This window comes from Streptomyces sp. NPDC005393, from assembly GCF_040606675.1.
Classification (GTDB): Bacteria; Actinomycetota; Actinomycetes; order Streptomycetales; family Streptomycetaceae; genus Streptomyces.
On record NZ_JBEXFG010000017.1, the window covers coordinates 94,780 to 110,473 of the forward strand.

General features: G+C 70.4%; 15 protein-coding genes. 11 read left to right on the forward strand and 4 right to left on the reverse strand.

The genetic code is table 11. The features are described 5' to 3' along the window. Nucleotides 1–2: 2 nt before the first annotated feature. From pafA to ABZS71_RS17075, 11 genes are all read left to right on the forward strand, one after another. Nucleotides 3–1,364 carry a Pup--protein ligase gene (gene pafA, locus ABZS71_RS17025; RefSeq protein WP_355844136.1) on the forward strand — a complete coding sequence of 454 codons (1,362 nt, stop codon included), beginning with the start codon at nt 3–5 and terminating at the stop codon, nt 1,362–1,364. Between the two features lie 114 nt (nt 1,365–1,478). Beyond that, nucleotides 1,479–2,474, forward strand: a complete 996-nt coding sequence (locus ABZS71_RS17030) for an FKBP-type peptidyl-prolyl cis-trans isomerase (RefSeq protein ID WP_356210836.1) — start codon at nt 1,479–1,481, stop codon at nt 2,472–2,474. A 39-nt stretch (nt 2,475–2,513) separates the two neighbouring features. Continuing rightward, nucleotides 2,514–2,888 (forward strand): FKBP-type peptidyl-prolyl cis-trans isomerase, encoded by a 375-nt coding sequence (locus ABZS71_RS17035; protein WP_355844130.1) that lies wholly within the window; start codon nt 2,514–2,516, stop codon nt 2,886–2,888. Nucleotides 2,889–3,003: 115 nt separating this feature from the next. Next, nucleotides 3,004–3,984, forward strand: coding sequence for a WYL domain-containing protein (locus ABZS71_RS17040; protein ID WP_355844127.1), 981 nt, complete (start codon nt 3,004–3,006; stop codon nt 3,982–3,984). 19 nt (nt 3,985–4,003) lie between these two features. Continuing rightward, entirely contained in the window at nt 4,004–4,963 is a 960-nt protein-coding gene (locus tag ABZS71_RS17045; protein WP_355844124.1) for a WYL domain-containing protein, read from the forward strand. 13 nt (nt 4,964–4,976) lie between these two features. After that, the gene (locus ABZS71_RS17050; RefSeq protein WP_355844121.1) at nt 4,977–5,219 is read left to right on the forward strand and encodes a hypothetical protein; all 243 of its coding nucleotides are present in this window, start codon (nt 4,977–4,979) and stop codon (nt 5,217–5,219) included. A gap of 10 nt (nt 5,220–5,229) precedes the next feature. Beyond that, on the forward strand, nt 5,230–5,433 hold the full coding sequence (locus ABZS71_RS17055) for a hypothetical protein (protein WP_355844118.1): 204 nt from the start codon (nt 5,230–5,232) through the stop codon (nt 5,431–5,433). A gap of 231 nt (nt 5,434–5,664) precedes the next feature. Continuing rightward, nucleotides 5,665–5,958, forward strand: a complete 294-nt coding sequence (gene tatA / locus ABZS71_RS17060; protein ID WP_355844115.1) for a Sec-independent protein translocase subunit TatA — start codon at nt 5,665–5,667, stop codon at nt 5,956–5,958. Nucleotides 5,959–6,020: 62 nt separating this feature from the next. Next, complete coding sequence (tatC, locus tag ABZS71_RS17065) at nt 6,021–6,992, forward strand: twin-arginine translocase subunit TatC (RefSeq protein ID WP_356210840.1); 972 nt, start codon at nt 6,021–6,023, stop codon at nt 6,990–6,992. 109 nt (nt 6,993–7,101) lie between these two features. Beyond that, nucleotides 7,102–7,992: a diacylglycerol kinase gene (locus tag ABZS71_RS17070; RefSeq protein ID WP_356210843.1), complete on the forward strand. Its 891-nt coding sequence runs from the start codon at nt 7,102–7,104 to the stop codon at nt 7,990–7,992. Nucleotides 7,993–8,079: 87 nt separating this feature from the next. Further along, nucleotides 8,080–10,905 carry a DEAD/DEAH box helicase gene (locus ABZS71_RS17075; protein ID WP_356210845.1) on the forward strand — a complete coding sequence of 942 codons (2,826 nt, stop codon included), beginning with the start codon at nt 8,080–8,082 and terminating at the stop codon, nt 10,903–10,905. A gap of 10 nt (nt 10,906–10,915) precedes the next feature. Here the strand turns inward: ABZS71_RS17075 and ABZS71_RS17080 are convergent, their stop codons facing one another. The 4 genes from ABZS71_RS17080 to ABZS71_RS17095 all read right to left on the reverse strand — a co-directional run bounded on the left by ABZS71_RS17080 (nt 10,916) and on the right by ABZS71_RS17095 (nt 15,608). Then, entirely contained in the window at nt 10,916–12,427 is a 1,512-nt protein-coding gene (locus ABZS71_RS17080) for an IPT/TIG domain-containing protein (RefSeq protein WP_356210847.1), read from the reverse strand. A 154-nt stretch (nt 12,428–12,581) separates the two neighbouring features. Further along, on the reverse strand, nt 12,582–13,373 hold the full coding sequence (locus ABZS71_RS17085) for an IPT/TIG domain-containing protein (protein ID WP_356210849.1): 792 nt from the start codon (nt 13,371–13,373) through the stop codon (nt 12,582–12,584). 397 nt (nt 13,374–13,770) lie between these two features. Next, nucleotides 13,771–14,649, reverse strand: a complete 879-nt coding sequence (locus ABZS71_RS17090; protein ID WP_356210851.1) for a siderophore-interacting protein — start codon at nt 14,647–14,649, stop codon at nt 13,771–13,773. Nucleotides 14,650–14,696: 47 nt separating this feature from the next. After that, nucleotides 14,697–15,608, reverse strand: coding sequence for a 5'-3' exonuclease (locus ABZS71_RS17095; RefSeq protein ID WP_356210878.1), 912 nt, complete (start codon nt 15,606–15,608; stop codon nt 14,697–14,699). Nucleotides 15,609–15,694 lie beyond the last annotated feature (86 nt).

Sequence of the window (15,694 nt, forward strand, 5' to 3'; positions counted from 1 at the left end):
GCATGGACCGCCGCATTTTCGGGCTGGAGAACGAGTACGGCGTCACGTGCACATTCAGGGGACAGCGCCGGCTGTCTCCTGACGAAGTGGCGCGCTACCTCTTCCGCCGTGTCGTCTCCTGGGGCCGCAGCAGCAATGTCTTCCTGCGCAACGGCGCCCGCCTCTATCTCGACGTGGGATCGCACCCGGAATACGCAACCCCCGAGTGCGACAACGTGACCGAGCTGGTCACGCACGACAAGGCAGGCGAGCGCATTCTCGAGGGTCTGCTCGTGGACGCCGAGCGCCGCCTGCACGAGGAGGGAATCGCGGGCGACGTCTATCTCTTCAAGAACAACACCGACTCGGCGGGCAACTCCTACGGTTGCCATGAGAACTATCTGGTGGCCCGCCACGGGGAGTTCTCCCGGCTTGCCGACATTCTCATCCCGTTCCTGGTGACGCGGCAGCTGCTCTGCGGCGCGGGCAAGGTGCTCCAGACCCCGCGGGGCGCGGTCTACTGCGTCAGCCAGCGAGCCGAGCACATCTGGGAGGGCGTCAGCTCCGCGACGACCCGCTCCCGGCCGATCATCAACACCCGCGACGAGCCGCACGCCGACGCCGAGCGCTACCGCCGGCTGCATGTCATCGTGGGCGACTCCAATATGTCCGAGACGACGATGCTGCTCAAGGTCGGCGCCACCGACCTGGTGCTCCGCATGATCGAGGCAGGCACGGTGATGCGCGATCTGACCCTGGAGAACCCCATCCGGGCCATCCGCGAGGTCAGCCACGACATCACCGGGCAGCGCAAGGTGCGGCTCGCCAGCGGCCGCGAGGCCTCCGCCCTGGAGGTCCAGCAGGAGTACTACGAGAAGGCCGTCGACTTCTGCGAGCGCCGCGGCATCCGCACCGGCACGGTCGAGCGCGTCCTGGAGCTGTGGGGCCGCACCCTGGAGGCGATCCGCACCGAGGAGCTCGACCGGATCGGCACCGAAATCGACTGGGTGATGAAGTACCAGCTCATCGAGCGATACCGGTCGAAGAACAACATCACCATGTCCCATCCGCGCATCGCCCAGATAGACCTCGCTTATCACGACATCCACCGCCGCCGAGGCCTCTACTACCTTCTGGAGAAGCGCGGTCAGGCGGCCCGGGTCTGCAACGACTTGAAAATTTTCGAGGGCAAGTCGGTGCCACCGCAGACCACCCGCGCCCGGCTGCGCGGCGACTTCATCCGCCGCGCCCAGGAGCAGCGCCGCGATTTCACCGTGGACTGGGTGCACCTCAAACTCAACGACCAGGCGCAGCGCACTGTGCTGTGCAAGGACCCGTTCCGGTCGGTCGACGACCGGGTGGAGAAACTCATCGCCGGTATGTGACATGGCAGTCGGCTTATGTTCCACGCGGGCCCCGTGCGTTCCTCGGACGGGGCCCGTAGTACGTCGTAGAGTGGCGCGCATTGTCCATCAAAAGATCTACCTAGCGAGGACCCCGTGCGCCGACGCTCCGTACTCCTTGCCGTGCCCGCGGGCCTGCTCACCCTCGCGGGCTGCGGTGATGACACATCAGGATCCGAGAAGGCCAAGCCGTCCAAGGAGCCCAGCAGCCCGACGCCCTCGGCGGCTCCCACCGGCAAGGTCGTCAATGGTCCGGTGCCGCCCATTACCGACGGTAAGAAGTTCGGTGAGAAGCCGAAGGTCGCCAAGGGCTCCGGGAAGCCGTCCTCCGACCTGGCGGTCAAGACGGTGATCAAGGGGAATGGGCCGACGGTGGCCAAGAAGGACTTCCTCAAGGTCAACTATCTGGGGCAGATCTGGAGCACGGGGAAGGTCGTCGACAACTCCTGGGACAAGAAGAAGCCCGCCGTCTTCCAGGTCGGCACCGGCCAGGTCATCCCCGGCTGGGACCGGGCGCTGATCGGCAAGAAGGTCGGCAGCCGGCTGGAGGTGGCCGTCCCGCCCGCGTACGCCTACGGCAAGCAGGGCCAGCCGCAGGCCGGTATCAAGGGCACCGACACCCTGGTGTTCGTCATCGACATCATCGAGCGCTACAACGCCAAGAGCTCGGCCAAGGGCGACAAGGTGGCGCAGAACAATAAGGATCTGCCCAAGGTGTCCGACAACACCGACGGCAAGCCCCCCACCATCACCATCCCGAAGAAGCCCGCGCCGAAGAAGCTCGTCTCCGAGTACGTCATCGAGGGCCACGGCCCGAAGGTCAAGAAGACCGATGCCCTGCTCGTCCAGTACAAGGGCGTGCTGTGGGACAACGGCAAGGAGTTCGACTCCACGTACAAGCGGGGCGAGCTCGCGCAGTTCTCCCTGCAGCAGGTCGTCAAGGGATGGTCGCAGGGGCTGACCGGCAAGAAGGTCGGCAGCCGGGTGCTGATCGTCGTGCCCCCGGAGCTGGGCTACGGAAAGAAGGCCCAGAAGGGTATCCCCGCCAACTCCACGCTGGTCTTCTCCGTCGACATCCTGTCGGTTCTGTAGCCTGTGCGGGTTGCCCACAACGTAATGAGGAGCACTTTCGTGAGCATCGAGAAGCCCGAGGTCGACTTCCCGGGTGGCGAGCCGCCGGCCGAGCTGGAGATCAAGGACATCTGGGAGGGCGACGGGCCCGCCGCCAAGGCAGGGGACAACATCGCCGTGCACTACGTCGGCGTGGCCTTCTCCACCGGCGAGGAGTTCGACGCGAGCTACAACCGCAACACCCCGCTGCGCATCCAGCTCGGCGTCGGCCAGGTCATCCCCGGCTGGGACCAGGGCCTGCAGGGTATGAAGGTCGGCGGTCGCCGGCAGCTGATCATCCCGCCGGACCTGGCCTACGGCGACCGTGGCGCCGGTGGCGGCCGGATCAAGCCGGGCGAGTCGCTGATCTTCGTCTGCGACCTGGTCTCCGTCTGAGACCACCGCGAGCCGGTGCCGAGGGTCCCTGCCCACCGGGCAGGGCCCTCGGCTTTTGCCGCGCGTCCCCGGAGCGGTACGGTCACGTGCGTAAGGTCACGGAGAAAGGGCGTCGATGGCGATTGCCAAGGCCGAGCGGCTGATGAATCTGGCGCTGTGCCTGCTGGGAACCCGGCGCCCGCTGACCAAACGGGAGTTGCGGGACTCCATAGAGGCATACCGTGAGAGCGCCGCGGCCGGCGCGGCCAACGACGACGCCTTCAACCGCATGTTCGAGCGCGACAAGGATGATCTGCGCGAACTCGGACTGGTCATCGAAACGGTGGAGGGCCTCGACGGCGACACCGGCTATCTCGCCCGCCGGGACAGCAACCGCCTCCCGCCCATCACCCTGGACGCCGAGGAGGCCGCCGCCCTCGGCCTCGCCGCGAAGGTCTGGCAGCAGGCCCGGCTCGCGGGCGCCGCCAGCGGCGCGCTGCAGAAGCTGCGCGCCGCCGGGATGCCGGTCGCCGAGGATCCGTACGACACCCCCGCGCACAGCGCGCTGGAGCCGCGCATCCCGGTCCATGAGGCGGCCTTCGAACCGCTCATGCTCGCCTGCCGCGACCGTCGCCCCGTCGTCTTCGACTACCGCAAGGCGAACGCCGCCCGGCCCGAGCAGCGCCAGGTCGAGCCCTGGGCGCTGGAGTGCTGGCGCGGCAACTGGTATCTCGCCGGATGGGATCGCGAGCGCGCCGCCGAGCGGGTCTTCCGGCTCTCCCGGATCACCGGCCGGGTCCGGCTGCGCTCCGGCGCCTACACCGCCGAGGTGCCCGACCATGTGACCGTGCGCGAGACCGTGGAGACCTGGGCGGGTGAGACCGCCACCGGCACCGCCCGGATCCGGCTGCGCTCCGGCCACGGCTATCCGCTGCGGGCGCGGGCGCTGTCCACCCGCCCGGTCGACGGGGACGACGACTGGGACGAGCTGGAGATCCCGTACGGGCACGGGCTCGACGCCTCGCTCGTGGAGTTCGGCCCGGACGTGGTCGTACTGGCGCCCGACGAGCTGCGGGCGGATGTCGTCGACCGGCTGCGCGCCGTGGCCAAGGGCTGAGGGGACGGACCACTTCACTATGGCCGGAAACGCCATCGACCAGACCCGCCGGATGCTCTCCCTGGTGACGTATCTGCGTGAGCGCCCCGGCGCCCGCGTCGCCGAGGTCGCCCGCGCCTTCGGGATCAGCGAGGACGAACTGATCGCCGACCTCGATGTGCTGCCGCTGTGCGGCACCAGCTTCCGCGGCGGGGATCTGCTGGACATCGACACCGACGGCGAGCGGATCTGGTGGCACAACCCCGACGATGTCGCCGAGCCGCTGCGGCTGGCCGCCGACGAGGCCACCGCGCTGCTCGTCGCCGCCCGCGCCGTCGCCACCCTCCCCGGGCTGCGCGAGGGCGACCGGGACGCGCTGCTGCGCGCCACCGCCAAGCTGGAGGCGGCGGCGGGCGAGGTGGCGGGCGCCAGCTCCCGGCTCTCGGTCACCTTCGAATCCGAGGGCGGCGTCTTCGCCGACGTCGACCGGGCCATCTCCGAGCGCCGCCGGCTGTGGCTGCGCTACTACTCGCCCGCGCGCGACGAGATCACCGAGCGCGAAGTGGACCCGATCCGGCTGTTCGCCGTCGGCCACACGTATATGGAGGCCTGGTGCCGTCTCTCGGAGGCGCGGCGGACCTTCCGGCTGGACCGGGTCGCCGAGATCAAGCTGCTCGACGAGGCGTCCGATCCGCCGCCGATCGAGCTGCGCGATCTGTCCGACCTCTCCACCGCCCTGGTGCAGACCGGCGCCGAGGACCCCGAGGTGGTCGTCGAGACCGGCCCCGGCGGGCGCTGGGTCGCCGAGTACTACCCGCACGACAGCGCGGAGGAGCTGCCCGACGGTGGCCTCAGGATCACGCTGCGCACCCCCGACCCCGGCTCGCTGCGCCGGCTGGCGCTGCGGCTCGGCAGGGACGGCCGGATCGTCTCGCCCCAGGGGCTCGCGGACAGCGCGCGGGACGCGGCGCGGCGGGCGCTCGCGGCGTACGGCGAGTGAAGGGACGCACACAGTGACCGCTGGGGAGAATACCGCCTCGGTGATCTTCAAGGCAGCCTGTCCGGAGTGCCGTGGCCGGTTCGAGCTGGCCGCCGGCGCGCTGCGGCTGGCGATCGGGGCCAGCGACCGCACCACCTTCTACTCCTTCACCTGCCCCGACTGCGGCTGCGCGGTGCGCAAACCGGCGGGGGAGCGGATCGTGGAGCTGCTCACCGGCGCCGGGGTGCGTACGCTGCGGCTGCACCCCACCGTCTAGGCTCGCGCGCATGCTCTGGCCGATGCTCGCCCTCGCCCTCGCCTTCTGCGGAACCGCCGTCCTCGCCGTGCTCTCCGTGCGGGTCTACGCGGAGGTTCGCAGGCTGGCCCGGCAGGTGTCGGACAGCTCGCACCGGATCACCCGGGCCGCCGAGGACCTGGAGCGGGCCGCGGCGCCGCTCGGCTCGCAGGTGGACGCCCTGCGCCGGGACTGACAACTGACAGCGGCTGACAGGCCCTCTCCTGTGGCACAGGTATGGGGGGTACGCTGGCAATTCAGTGGCCCTGGTAACGAGGCGGAGGGCCGCAACCAGGCGTCCGCATGGGGATTGCCCTCGGTTTACCCCCGCGCGCTACGATCGCTGACAGCACGGCTGCCGGACACCTGTCCGACCGGTCGGGCAGCCCCACCCCCCCCAGCCGCCTCGGTGAGAAGGTAGACGCTTATGTTCGGAAGGCTCGGCGCTCCCGAGATCATTCTCATCCTTGTCGTCGTCGTGCTGCTGTTCGGTGCGAAGAAGCTCCCGGACATGGCGCGCTCGCTGGGCAAGTCCGCCCGGATCCTCAAGAGCGAGGCCAAGGCGATGAAGTCGGACGGCCCACAGCAGCAGAACGCGCCGGCCGACCCGCCGAACCCGGGTGAGGACCAGGGCGCGCACCGTACGATCCAGGCCGCTCCGGGCGATGTCACCAGCTCGCGCCCGGTGTCCGAGCCGAGTGACCAGACCACCAAGCGCTGACCCAGGGCCACTTGGAGGCGGCGCTGACGTCCGCCGCCTGACGCACGAGATGAGGACGTGGGTTGCTCAAGTCTGCCCGCAAGAAGGAGAAGGACCCCGAGGGGCGGATGCCCCTCGCCGAGCACCTGCGTGAGCTGCGCAACCGGTTGCTCAAATCGGTCCTGGCGATCTGTGTCGTCACGATCGTGGCGATGTTCTCCTATATGGACATCGTCGACTTCCTGATGAAGCCGGTACTGGATTCCGTCGGCTGCGGCGGGGTCACGCTGTCCGCACTTTCGGCCCACGACGCCGGACAGAAGTGCGCGTACTTCACCGTGAATGGTCTGCTGTCGCCGTTCACGATCATGTTGAAGGTCTCCTTCACCGCCGGTGTGGTGGTCGCCACCCCGGTCTGGCTGTATCAGCTGTGGGCGTTCCTCGCGCCGGGTCTGCACCGCAACGAGAAGAAGTACGGCCTGTTCTTCGTCGCCCTCGGAGCGCCGCTCTTCGTCGGCGGCGCCTACTTCGCTTACAAGATCCTTCCGACCAGCGCCAAGGTGCTGCTCGGCTTCACGCCCAACGGGGCGAACAACCTCCTGCCGCTCGACGACTTCCTCGATCTGCTCGCCCGCATGATCGTCGTCTTCGGGCTCGCCTTCGAGCTTCCGCTGCTGCTGATCCTGCTGAACTTCACCGGCATCCTCAGCGGGCGCCGGATGTTCGGCTGGTGGCGGGGCATGATCATGGGCATCACGGTCTTCGGGGCCATCGCCACCCCCAGCACCGACCCCATCGGCATGTTCGCCCTGGCCGGACCGGTCACCGTGCTCTACTTCGGCGCCTGTGCCGTCGCCCTGGTCAACGACCGGCGCAAGGCGCGCCGCCGGGCCGCCGACCCCGACTTCGGCCTGGACGACGACGAGGCATCGCGGCTGGACCTGGCGCCCGAGGGCGTCGAGGACACCGAGCGGGTCGGCGCGGGCCCGGCCGGGCTGCCCAGCGGTGACGACACCGGCCCCGCCCGGCGCAACGGTTACGACGACGTCACCTAGGCACGCACCGGACGCCGCGGGCTGATCCACGGAGACCACGGAGACCACGGAGACCAAGGAGACAGGGCCTGGCGGGTGCACCGCCGGGCCCTGCCGATAAGGTCCGCGAGTGACCTGCGACATCACTCTCTTCGTCAACCCCACGGCGGGCCGGGGGCGCGGCGCCCGCGCCGCCCAGCCCGCCGCCCGGGTGCTGCGGGACGCCGGCTTCCGTGTACGGACCGTGCTGGGCGCCGACGCCCCTGACGCCCTGCGCAGAGCCCGTGCGGCGGTGGCGGGCGGGACCGGAGCGCTGGTCGCCGTCGGCGGCGACGGCATGGTCTCGCTCGCACTCCAGGCCGTCGCCGGGACCGGCACCCCGCTCGGTGTGGTCGCGGCGGGCACCGGCAATGACTTCGCCCGGACGGCCGGGCTCCCGGTGCGCGACCCGGCCGCGGCGGCGCGGGCCATCGCCGGCTCGCTCAAGGGGGACGGCGGCCGCCCCGTCGATCTGGGGCGGGTGGGGGATCTCTGGTTCGGCACCGTCCTCGCCTCCGGCTTCGACTCCCGGGTCAACGACCGGGGCAACCGGATGCGATGGCCCGGTGGACGGCTCCGCTACGACCTCGCGATGGTCGCCGAACTGGCCGGGCTGCGCCCCTTCCGCTACCGGATGCGGCTCGACGACGGGCCGGAGCGGGAGGTCGAGGCCACCTTGATCGCGGTCGGCAACGGCGCCGCGTACGGCGGCGGGATGCGGATCTGCGCGGACGCCCGCCTCGACGACGGGCTCTTCGACATCACCGTCGTGGGCCCGTGCGCCCGCACCACCCTGCTGACGGTCTTCCCGCGCGTCTACCGGGGCAGCCATCTGGACCACCCCGTGGTCACCACGCACCGGGCGGCCTCGATATCCCTGGCCGCCGAGGACCTCACCGCGTACGCGGACGGCGAGCGGATCGGGCCGCTGCCGGTCACCGCCCGCGCTGTGCCCGGCGCCGTACGGCTCCTCGGCGGCTGAGCGCGATCCCCGGGGCCGGAGCACGGAACAAAGCTCGAATAAAGATCGCGTGCACTGTCGGAGGCGGCCGGTAGTCTCGTACATACGATGACCGACGAGCTATCTCCCGCCGAGCGCTATGCCGCGTCCCGCGTCCGGGCCGCCGAGCAGGCCACCGCTCTGGCCCCCTTCCGCGAGATGTACGACTTCGCGCTGGACCCCTTCCAGATCGAGGCGTGCCAGGCCCTGGAGGCCGGCAAGGGCGTGCTGGTCGCCGCCCCCACCGGCTCGGGCAAGACCATCGTGGGCGAGTTCGCCGTCCACCTGGCGCTCACCCAGGGCCGTAAGTGCTTCTACACCACGCCCATCAAGGCGCTGTCGAACCAGAAGTACGCCGATCTGGTCAAGCGCTACGGCGCCGACAAGGTCGGCCTGCTCACCGGCGACAACAGCATCAATTCCGAGGCCCCGGTGGTCGTCATGACCACCGAAGTACTGCGGAACATGCTCTATGCGGGCTCGCAGTCGCTGCTCGGCCTCGGCTATGTGGTGATGGACGAGGTGCACTACCTCTCCGACCGGTTCCGCGGCGCCGTCTGGGAAGAGGTCATCATCCACCTCCCGGAGTCGGTGACGCTGGTGTCACTGTCCGCGACGGTTTCCAACGCCGAGGAGTTCGGCGACTGGCTCGACACCGTCCGCGGTGACACCGAGGTGATCGTCTCCGAGCACCGGCCCGTGCCGCTGTGGCAGCACGTTCTCGCCGGTCGCCGGATGTACGACCTCTTCGAGGAGAAGAACGGGCAGGACGGCGACCAGAGCGGCCGCCGCGAGGTCAACCCCGACCTGGTGCGGCTTGCCCGGATGGAGAACAGCCGGCCCGCCCTCGGCCGTGACAAGCGCCGTGGCCGGAACAACATGCGCGAGGCCGACCGCGAGCGCGAGCGCCGTCAGCGCAGCCGGATCTGGACCCCCGGCCGCCCCGAGGTCATCGACCGGCTCGACGCCGAGGGGCTGCTGCCCGCCATCACCTTCATCTTCAGCCGCGCGGGCTGCGAAGCGGCCGTCCAGCAGTGTCTGTACGCGGGGCTCCGGCTCAACGACGACGCCGCGCGCGCCGAGGTGCGGGCGATAGCCGAGGAGCGCACGGCCGGCATCCCCGACGAAGACCTCCATGTGCTGGGGTACTTCGAGTGGCTGGAGGGCCTCGAGCGGGGCATCGCCGCCCACCACGCCGGAATGCTCCCCACCTTCAAGGAAGTTGTCGAGGAGCTGTTCGTCCGGGGTCTGGTCAAGGCCGTCTTCGCCACCGAGACCCTCGCGCTCGGCATCAACATGCCCGCCCGCTCGGTGGTGTTGGAGAAGCTCGTCAAGTGGAACGGTGAGCAGCACGCCGACATCACCCCCGGCGAGTACACCCAGCTGACCGGCCGGGCCGGGCGGCGCGGCATCGACGTCGAGGGCCATGCGGTGGTGCTGTGGCAGCGCGCCATGGACCCCGCCGCCCTCGCGGGCCTCGCCGGGACGCGCACCTATCCGCTGCGCTCCTCCTTCAAGCCGTCGTACAACATGGCGGTCAATCTCGTCTCGCAGTTCGGGCGGCACCGCTCGCGCGAGCTGCTGGAGACCTCCTTCGCGCAGTTCCAGGCCGACAAGGCGGTCGTCGGGATCTCCCGTCAGGTGCAGCGCAACGAGGAGGGGCTGGAGGGCTACCGCGCCTCCATGACCTGCCACCTCGGCGACTTCGAGGAGTACGCGCGGCTGCGCCGCGAGCTCAAGGACCGCGAGACCGAGCTGGCCCGGCAGGGCGTGGCGCAGCGGCGCGCGGCCGCCGCGGTCGCGCTGGAGAAGCTCCGTCCGGGCGATGTCATCCATGTGCCCACCGGCAAGTTCGCCGGGCTCGCGCTGGTACTGGACCCCGGGCTGTCCGCCGGGCGGGTAGGCGGCCACCGTGGCTTCGAGCACCACGACGGGCCGCGGCCGCTGGTGCTCACCGCCGAGCGCCAGGTCAAGCGGCTGGCCTCGATCGACTTCCCGGTGCCGGTCGAGCCGCTGGACCGGATGCGGATCCCCAAGTCCTTCAACCCGCGCAGCCCCCAGTCCCGCCGGGATCTGGCCTCCGCGTTGCGGACCAAGGCCGGCCACCACAATGTGGGCCGCCACCGTAAGGAGCGCTCGCCCGCCGCCGACGACGCCGAGATCGCCCGGCTGCGCGCCGCTCTCCGTGCCCACCCCTGCCACGGCTGCTCCGACCGCGAGGACCACGCCCGCTGGGGCGAGCGCTACCAGCGGCTGCTGCACGACACCCGGCAGCTCGAGCGGCGCATCGAGGGCCGTACGAACACCATCGCCCGCACCTTCGACCGGATCTACGCCCTGCTGTCCGAGCTCGGCTATCTGCGCGGTGACGAGGTCACGGAGGAGGGCAAGCGGCTGGCCCGGCTCTACGGCGAGCTGGATCTGCTGGCCAGCGAGTGTCTGCGCGACGGCGTCTGGGAGGGCCTGGAGCCCGCCGAGCTCGCGGCCTGCGCCTCGGCACTCGTCTACGAGGCGCGGGCGGCCGATGACGCGATGCCGCCCAAGCTGCCCGCGGGCCGCGCCAAGGACGCGCTCGGCGAAATGGTCCGGATCTGGGGGCGGCTGGACGCCCTGGAGGAGGAGCACAGGATCAATCAGACGGAGGGCGTCGGACAGCGCGAGCCGGACCTCGGCTTCGCCTGGGCCGCCTACCGCTGGGCGTCCGGGCACGGGTTGGACGAGGTGCTGCGGGAAATCGACATGCCCGCCGGTGACTTCGTGCGCTGGACCAAGCAACTGATCGACGTGCTCGGCCAGATCGCGGCGGCGGCCCCCGAGGGCACGGTGGCGCGCAGCGCCCGCCGGGCGGTCGACGGGCTTCTGCGCGGCGTGGTGGCGTACTCCTCGGTGGGCTGAGGCGGCCGTCTCAGGAGGGGTCGTAGGTGTAGGGGAGGGCGTTGCTGTTCCCGGCCGGGGTGTGGGCCACGACATTGACCGCACCGGCCACGCCGGGCGGGGATGTCGCGACGACCTGGGTGTCCGAGATCGCCGCGAACGAGGCCGGGACGCCGCCGAAGGTGACCGCGTCGGTGTAGGTCAGATGGGTGCCGCCCAGCACCACCGGGTCACCGCCGGTGTCCGGGCCATGGGAGGGGTTCAGGCTGGTGAGGACGGGCGCCCCGAGGTAGGTGTAGTACGGATTCCCGGTCGCCGCCGTGCTGGTGCCGCCCGGTGTGGTGACGGTGACCACGACCGTCCCGGACCCGGCCGGAGCGGTGACGGTCAGCTGGCTGTCGGAGATCACATTGATGGCGGTGGCCGGATTGCCCCCGAAGCTGACGGCGCTGGTGAGGGTGAGATTGCTGCCGAAGACGGTGACGGTGTTGGTTCCGGTGGCCGGGCCGAGGTGCGGGGACAGATCGGCGACGGTGGGAGCGGCGATATAGAAGTACGGCAGCGGATTGCTGATGCCGCCGGGCGTGGTGACCGTGACATTGACCGAGGACGGCGGCCCGGCGGGCGCGGTCACGGTGATCTGCGTGGCGGTATTGGTGAGGATGGCCGCCGAGTTGAGCCCGAACTTCACCAAGGTCGCCCCGGAGAGGTTGGTGCCGTTGATGGTGACCGTATTACCGCCCGAGGTCGGCCCCGCCGTCGGACTGAGGCTGCTGATCATCGGTGCCGGGGTGGCGACGTAGGTGTAGGGGAGTGGGTTGCTGGTGCCGCCGGGGGTGGTGACGGTGACGTTGGTGGTGCCGGTGCCCGCGGGGGCGGTGACGGTGATCTGGGTGGGGGTGTTGGTGAGGATGGTGGCGGGGGTGGCGCCGAAGAGGACTTGGGTGGCGCCGGTGAGGTTGGTGCCGTTGATGGTGACGGTATTGCCGCCGCCGGTAGGGCCTGAGGTGGGGCTGAGGCTGGTGAGGGCGGGGGCGGGGGTGGCGATGTAGGTGTAGGGGAGTGGGTTGCTGGTGCCGCCGGGGGTGGTGACGGTGACGTTGGTGGTGCCGGTGCCCGCGGGGGCGGTGACGGTGATCTGGGTGGGGGTGTTGGTGAGGATGGCCGCCGAGTTGAGCCCGAACTTCACCGAGGTCGCCCCGGAGAGGTTGGTGCCGTTGATGGTGACCGTATTACCGCCCCCGGCGGGGCCCGACGTCGGGCCCAGGCCGGTGAGGACGGGAGCCGCGACCGTGGTGTAGGTGAAGGGCACGTTCTGGGTGCTGGTTCCGGTCGGCCCCGTGACCGTGACCTTGACCGTGCCGGTCCCTGCGGGCGTCTTGGCCGTGATCTGCGTATTGCTCACAACGACCACACTGGTGGCGAGGTTGGGGCCGAACCTGACCGCGGTGGCACCGGTGAAGCCGGAGCCGGTGATCGTGACGGAGGTTCCCCCCGCTGGAGCACCTTGGGCGGGGCTGACGCTGGTCACTACGGGGGCCATGACGCTCTTCTCCTTCTCGTGCCTCTCGGGTGTCTCTCAGGCGGCCGCGCCCTGGCCGGCGGTAGTCGGCCAGGGCGCGGAGGGCGTCGCCGCCACACGCGCGGACGGGGGCGACTGTGTGGTTGTGCCGTCGGTGCCCGGTCGTGGCCGACGGTCAGGTGATGGTGAAGGTCTGGGCGTTGGAGTTCCCACCGCAGGTGTGGACCGTGATGGTCCCGGCGCCGGTGGCGAGTCCGCCGGGCACGTCGGCGGTGAGCTGGGTGTCACCCACGGGCGTGAAGACCGCGGTGGCGGTGGCGGCGGCGCTGTCGGTGAACGTGACGGTGTCGACGCCCACGAAGCAGGTTCCGTTGATGGTGATGGTGTCTCCCGCCGTGCCCGACGTGGGAGCCACCGACGTGATGGCCGGGGCCTTGTAGTAGTCGACCAAGGTGGTGCCCGAGGTGCTCGTACCGCCGGCCGTGGTGATGGTGACCGCCTGGGTGGACACACAGGGGACCTGGCCCGGGTTGGCCGGAGCGGTGAAGGCGACCTGGCTGGGCTGCGTGGGAGTGACCGCGACATTGCCGACCGTGCCCACTGCGACCTGCGTCCCGGTCAGGAAGTTGGTGCCGAAGAGCGTGAGCGAGCCGCCGGTGGCCGCCGGAACGCACACGGCGCTCAGACCCGTGGTCGTCGGCGTGGCGATGACGAAGAACGGCAGCGCGTTGCTGGTGGCGCCGGCGCTGCTGGTCACGCTGACGGAGACCTGGCCGGAGCACGGCGCCGCGCTGGGCACGACGAAGGTGACCTGGGTGGCGGTGACGCCTGTCGGGGTGACGGCTGCCGAACCGAAGTTCACCCTGGTGGTGGTGGCCAGGGCCGTGCCGTTGATCTGAACGGTGTCTCCGGGTTTGCCTTGGTTGGTGGTGGTCGTGGTGTCCACCAACGAGGTGATGGTTGCCATGATCTTTCTCCTTCGGTCGTGCCGCTCTTCCGACAGGCCGTTGAGGGGCGCGGGAAAGGACGTCGCGCAGGCGGAAGGCGGCGACTTGGCGAGAAGACCCGTTGCCTCGGGGCCGGCACCTGGGGACGGGCCATTCATGTGAAGCGACTCGGCGCGATCACCACGGTGCGCCGTCAAGCTCGCTGGAATTTATTAAAGCGATCGGGTGAAGGGAGCGACAGGTGGAATTGATGCATTGAGGAATTGATATGAAAGTAGGGTTAAGCCCTGAAAGGGGAATAACTCCCCCCGGAGTGCGCCCCTCCGCACGGTCGGCGGCTTCAACGAAAAGCGGCGGGCGGACGGCTCTCGCCGTCCGCCCGCCATAGATCCGCGTGCGGCCCCTACGCCGGAACCCCTACGCCGCGGCCCCCTCCGGTCGCGACCCTTCCTGCTCGGCCTCCACCTGCTGGTTCCACCCCCGCTTGGACGCCTGCCAGCCGTCCTCGTTGTGGCCGCGCCGCCAGTAGCCGGAGATCGACAGCCACTCGCGCGGCACCTCGCGCTCGACCCGCAGCAGACGGCGGACCTCCTTCACGAAGCCTGCCTCGCCGTGCACGAACGCGTGCACCTGGCCGGGCGGGAACTCCAGCCCCCGGACGGCCGCCACCAGCGCCTCGCCGACCGGGGCGGTGCCCCGGTGCAGCCAGACCACCTCGGCCCCGTCCGGCACGGTGAGCTTGAGCTCCTCCTCCGGGCCCGCGACCTCGACGAAGGCGCGCACCGGGGCGCCGGTGGGCCGGGCCTCGCCATCGGTGAGACGCTCCAGCGCGGCGGCGATCGCGGGCAGCGCGCTCTCGTCGCCCGCGAGCAGATGCCAGTCGGCGTCCGCGCTCGGGGCGTAGGCGCCGCCCGGCCCCTGGAAGTAGATCTCCTCGCCGGGCTGGACCCGCGCGGCCCACGGCCCGGCCAGCCCCTCGTCGCCATGGGTCACGAAGTCCACGGTCAGCTCGCGCGCCGTCGGCTCCCAGGCGCGCACCGTGTATGTGCGGGTCACCGGCCACTGGTCGCGCGGGAAGTCGGCCCGGATCCCCTCGAGGTCGAACGGTTCGGGGTAGCTGACGCCCGCGGCCGGGAAGAGCAGCTTGATGTAGTGGTCGGTGCACTCGCCCGCGGTGAAGTCGGCGAGGCCGTCGCCGCCCAGTACGACCCGCACCATATGCGGGGTGAGCCGGTCGGTGCGTACCACCTGGGCCCGATGGGGCTTCGGCGTCTTTCGGGCCGGACGGTCCGCCATGACGACCTCCCTGATCAACAAGAGTTAGGGTTACCTAACCTAACAGCTCACTCCTGCAGAGTGGAGAGGAGCCTGCGCAAAGATCCCCCCAGTCCCCAGCGCTCCGCCAGCGCGTCCAGCGCCCCGGGGTCGCGCGGCACCCGCGGCAGCGCCGGGTCGAAGGCGGGCAGCGGGACGTCGGAGGCGACCCGGACGACCTTCGGGGCGACCGCGACATACGCCCGCGCCTCGTCGAGGCGCTTGCGCTGCGAGGGGGTCAGCTTGGCGGTGGGGTCATCCGCGGCGGCCATGATCCCGGCGAGGTCGCCATGGGCGGCCAGCAGCTTGGCGGCGGTCTTCTCGCCGATCCCCGGCACCCCCGGCAGCCCATCGCTCGGGTCGCCGCGCAGCAGCGCCAGATCCGCGTACCCCCGGCCGTCCACCCCGTATTTCTCGCGCAGCGCCGCCTCGTCGAACAGCTGCAGCGTGCCCACGCCCTTCACGGGGTACAGCACCCGCGCCTCGCGCTTGTCGTCGACCAGCTGGAAGAGGTCACGGTCGCCGGTGACGATGTCGACGGGACCGGTCGCGCGGCCCGCCAGCGTGCCGATCACGTCGTCGGCCTCATAGCCCGCGGCGCCCACCCGGGCGATGCCGATCGCGTCGAGCACCTCATCGATCACCGGAACCTGCGGGGAGAGGGTGTCCGGCACCTCCTCCTGGTCCACCCCGGCCCCCTCGGGGGCCTCCTCGGCGACCCGGTGCGCCTTGTACGTGGGGATCAGCTCAACCCGCCAGGCGGGGCGCCAGTCGAAGTCCATGCAGGCCACGAGGTCGTCCGGGTGGTGGTCCTGGACGAGCCGGGCGATGAAGTCGAGCAGCCCGCGCACGGCGTTCACCGGAGTACCGTCGGGAGCCCGAACCGAATCCGGCACGCCGAAATAGGCTCGGAAGTAGAGGGAAGCGGTATCGAGGAGCATCAGGCGTCGCGTCACGCCTCGATGATGCCGCACGCCACTGACACCCACGTATGGAGAATGTGACCTGGCTCACCGTATGGTTTAGG

Excerpts from the sequence above, each read along its gene's own strand:
- pafA (WP_355844136.1), top strand. The coding sequence starts at position 3 with ATGGACCGCCGCATTTTCGGGCTGGAGAACGAGTACGGCGTCACGTGC.
- ABZS71_RS17040 (WP_355844127.1), top strand. The coding sequence starts at position 3,004 with ATGGCGATTGCCAAGGCCGAGCGGCTGATGAATCTGGCGCTGTGCCTG.
- ABZS71_RS17045 (WP_355844124.1), top strand. The coding sequence starts at position 4,004 with ATGGCCGGAAACGCCATCGACCAGACCCGCCGGATGCTCTCCCTGGTG.
- ABZS71_RS17055 (WP_355844118.1), top strand. The coding sequence starts at position 5,230 with ATGCTCTGGCCGATGCTCGCCCTCGCCCTCGCCTTCTGCGGAACCGCC.
- tatA (WP_355844115.1), top strand. The coding sequence starts at position 5,665 with ATGTTCGGAAGGCTCGGCGCTCCCGAGATCATTCTCATCCTTGTCGTC.
- ABZS71_RS17075 (WP_356210845.1), top strand. The coding sequence starts at position 8,080 with ATGACCGACGAGCTATCTCCCGCCGAGCGCTATGCCGCGTCCCGCGTC.
- ABZS71_RS17080 (WP_356210847.1), bottom strand. The coding sequence starts at position 12,427 with ATGGCCCCCGTAGTGACCAGCGTCAGCCCCGCCCAAGGTGCTCCAGCG.
- ABZS71_RS17085 (WP_356210849.1), bottom strand. The coding sequence starts at position 13,373 with ATGGCAACCATCACCTCGTTGGTGGACACCACGACCACCACCAACCAA.
- ABZS71_RS17090 (WP_356210851.1), bottom strand. The coding sequence starts at position 14,649 with ATGGCGGACCGTCCGGCCCGAAAGACGCCGAAGCCCCATCGGGCCCAG.
- ABZS71_RS17095 (WP_356210878.1), bottom strand. The coding sequence starts at position 15,608 with ATGCTCCTCGATACCGCTTCCCTCTACTTCCGAGCCTATTTCGGCGTG.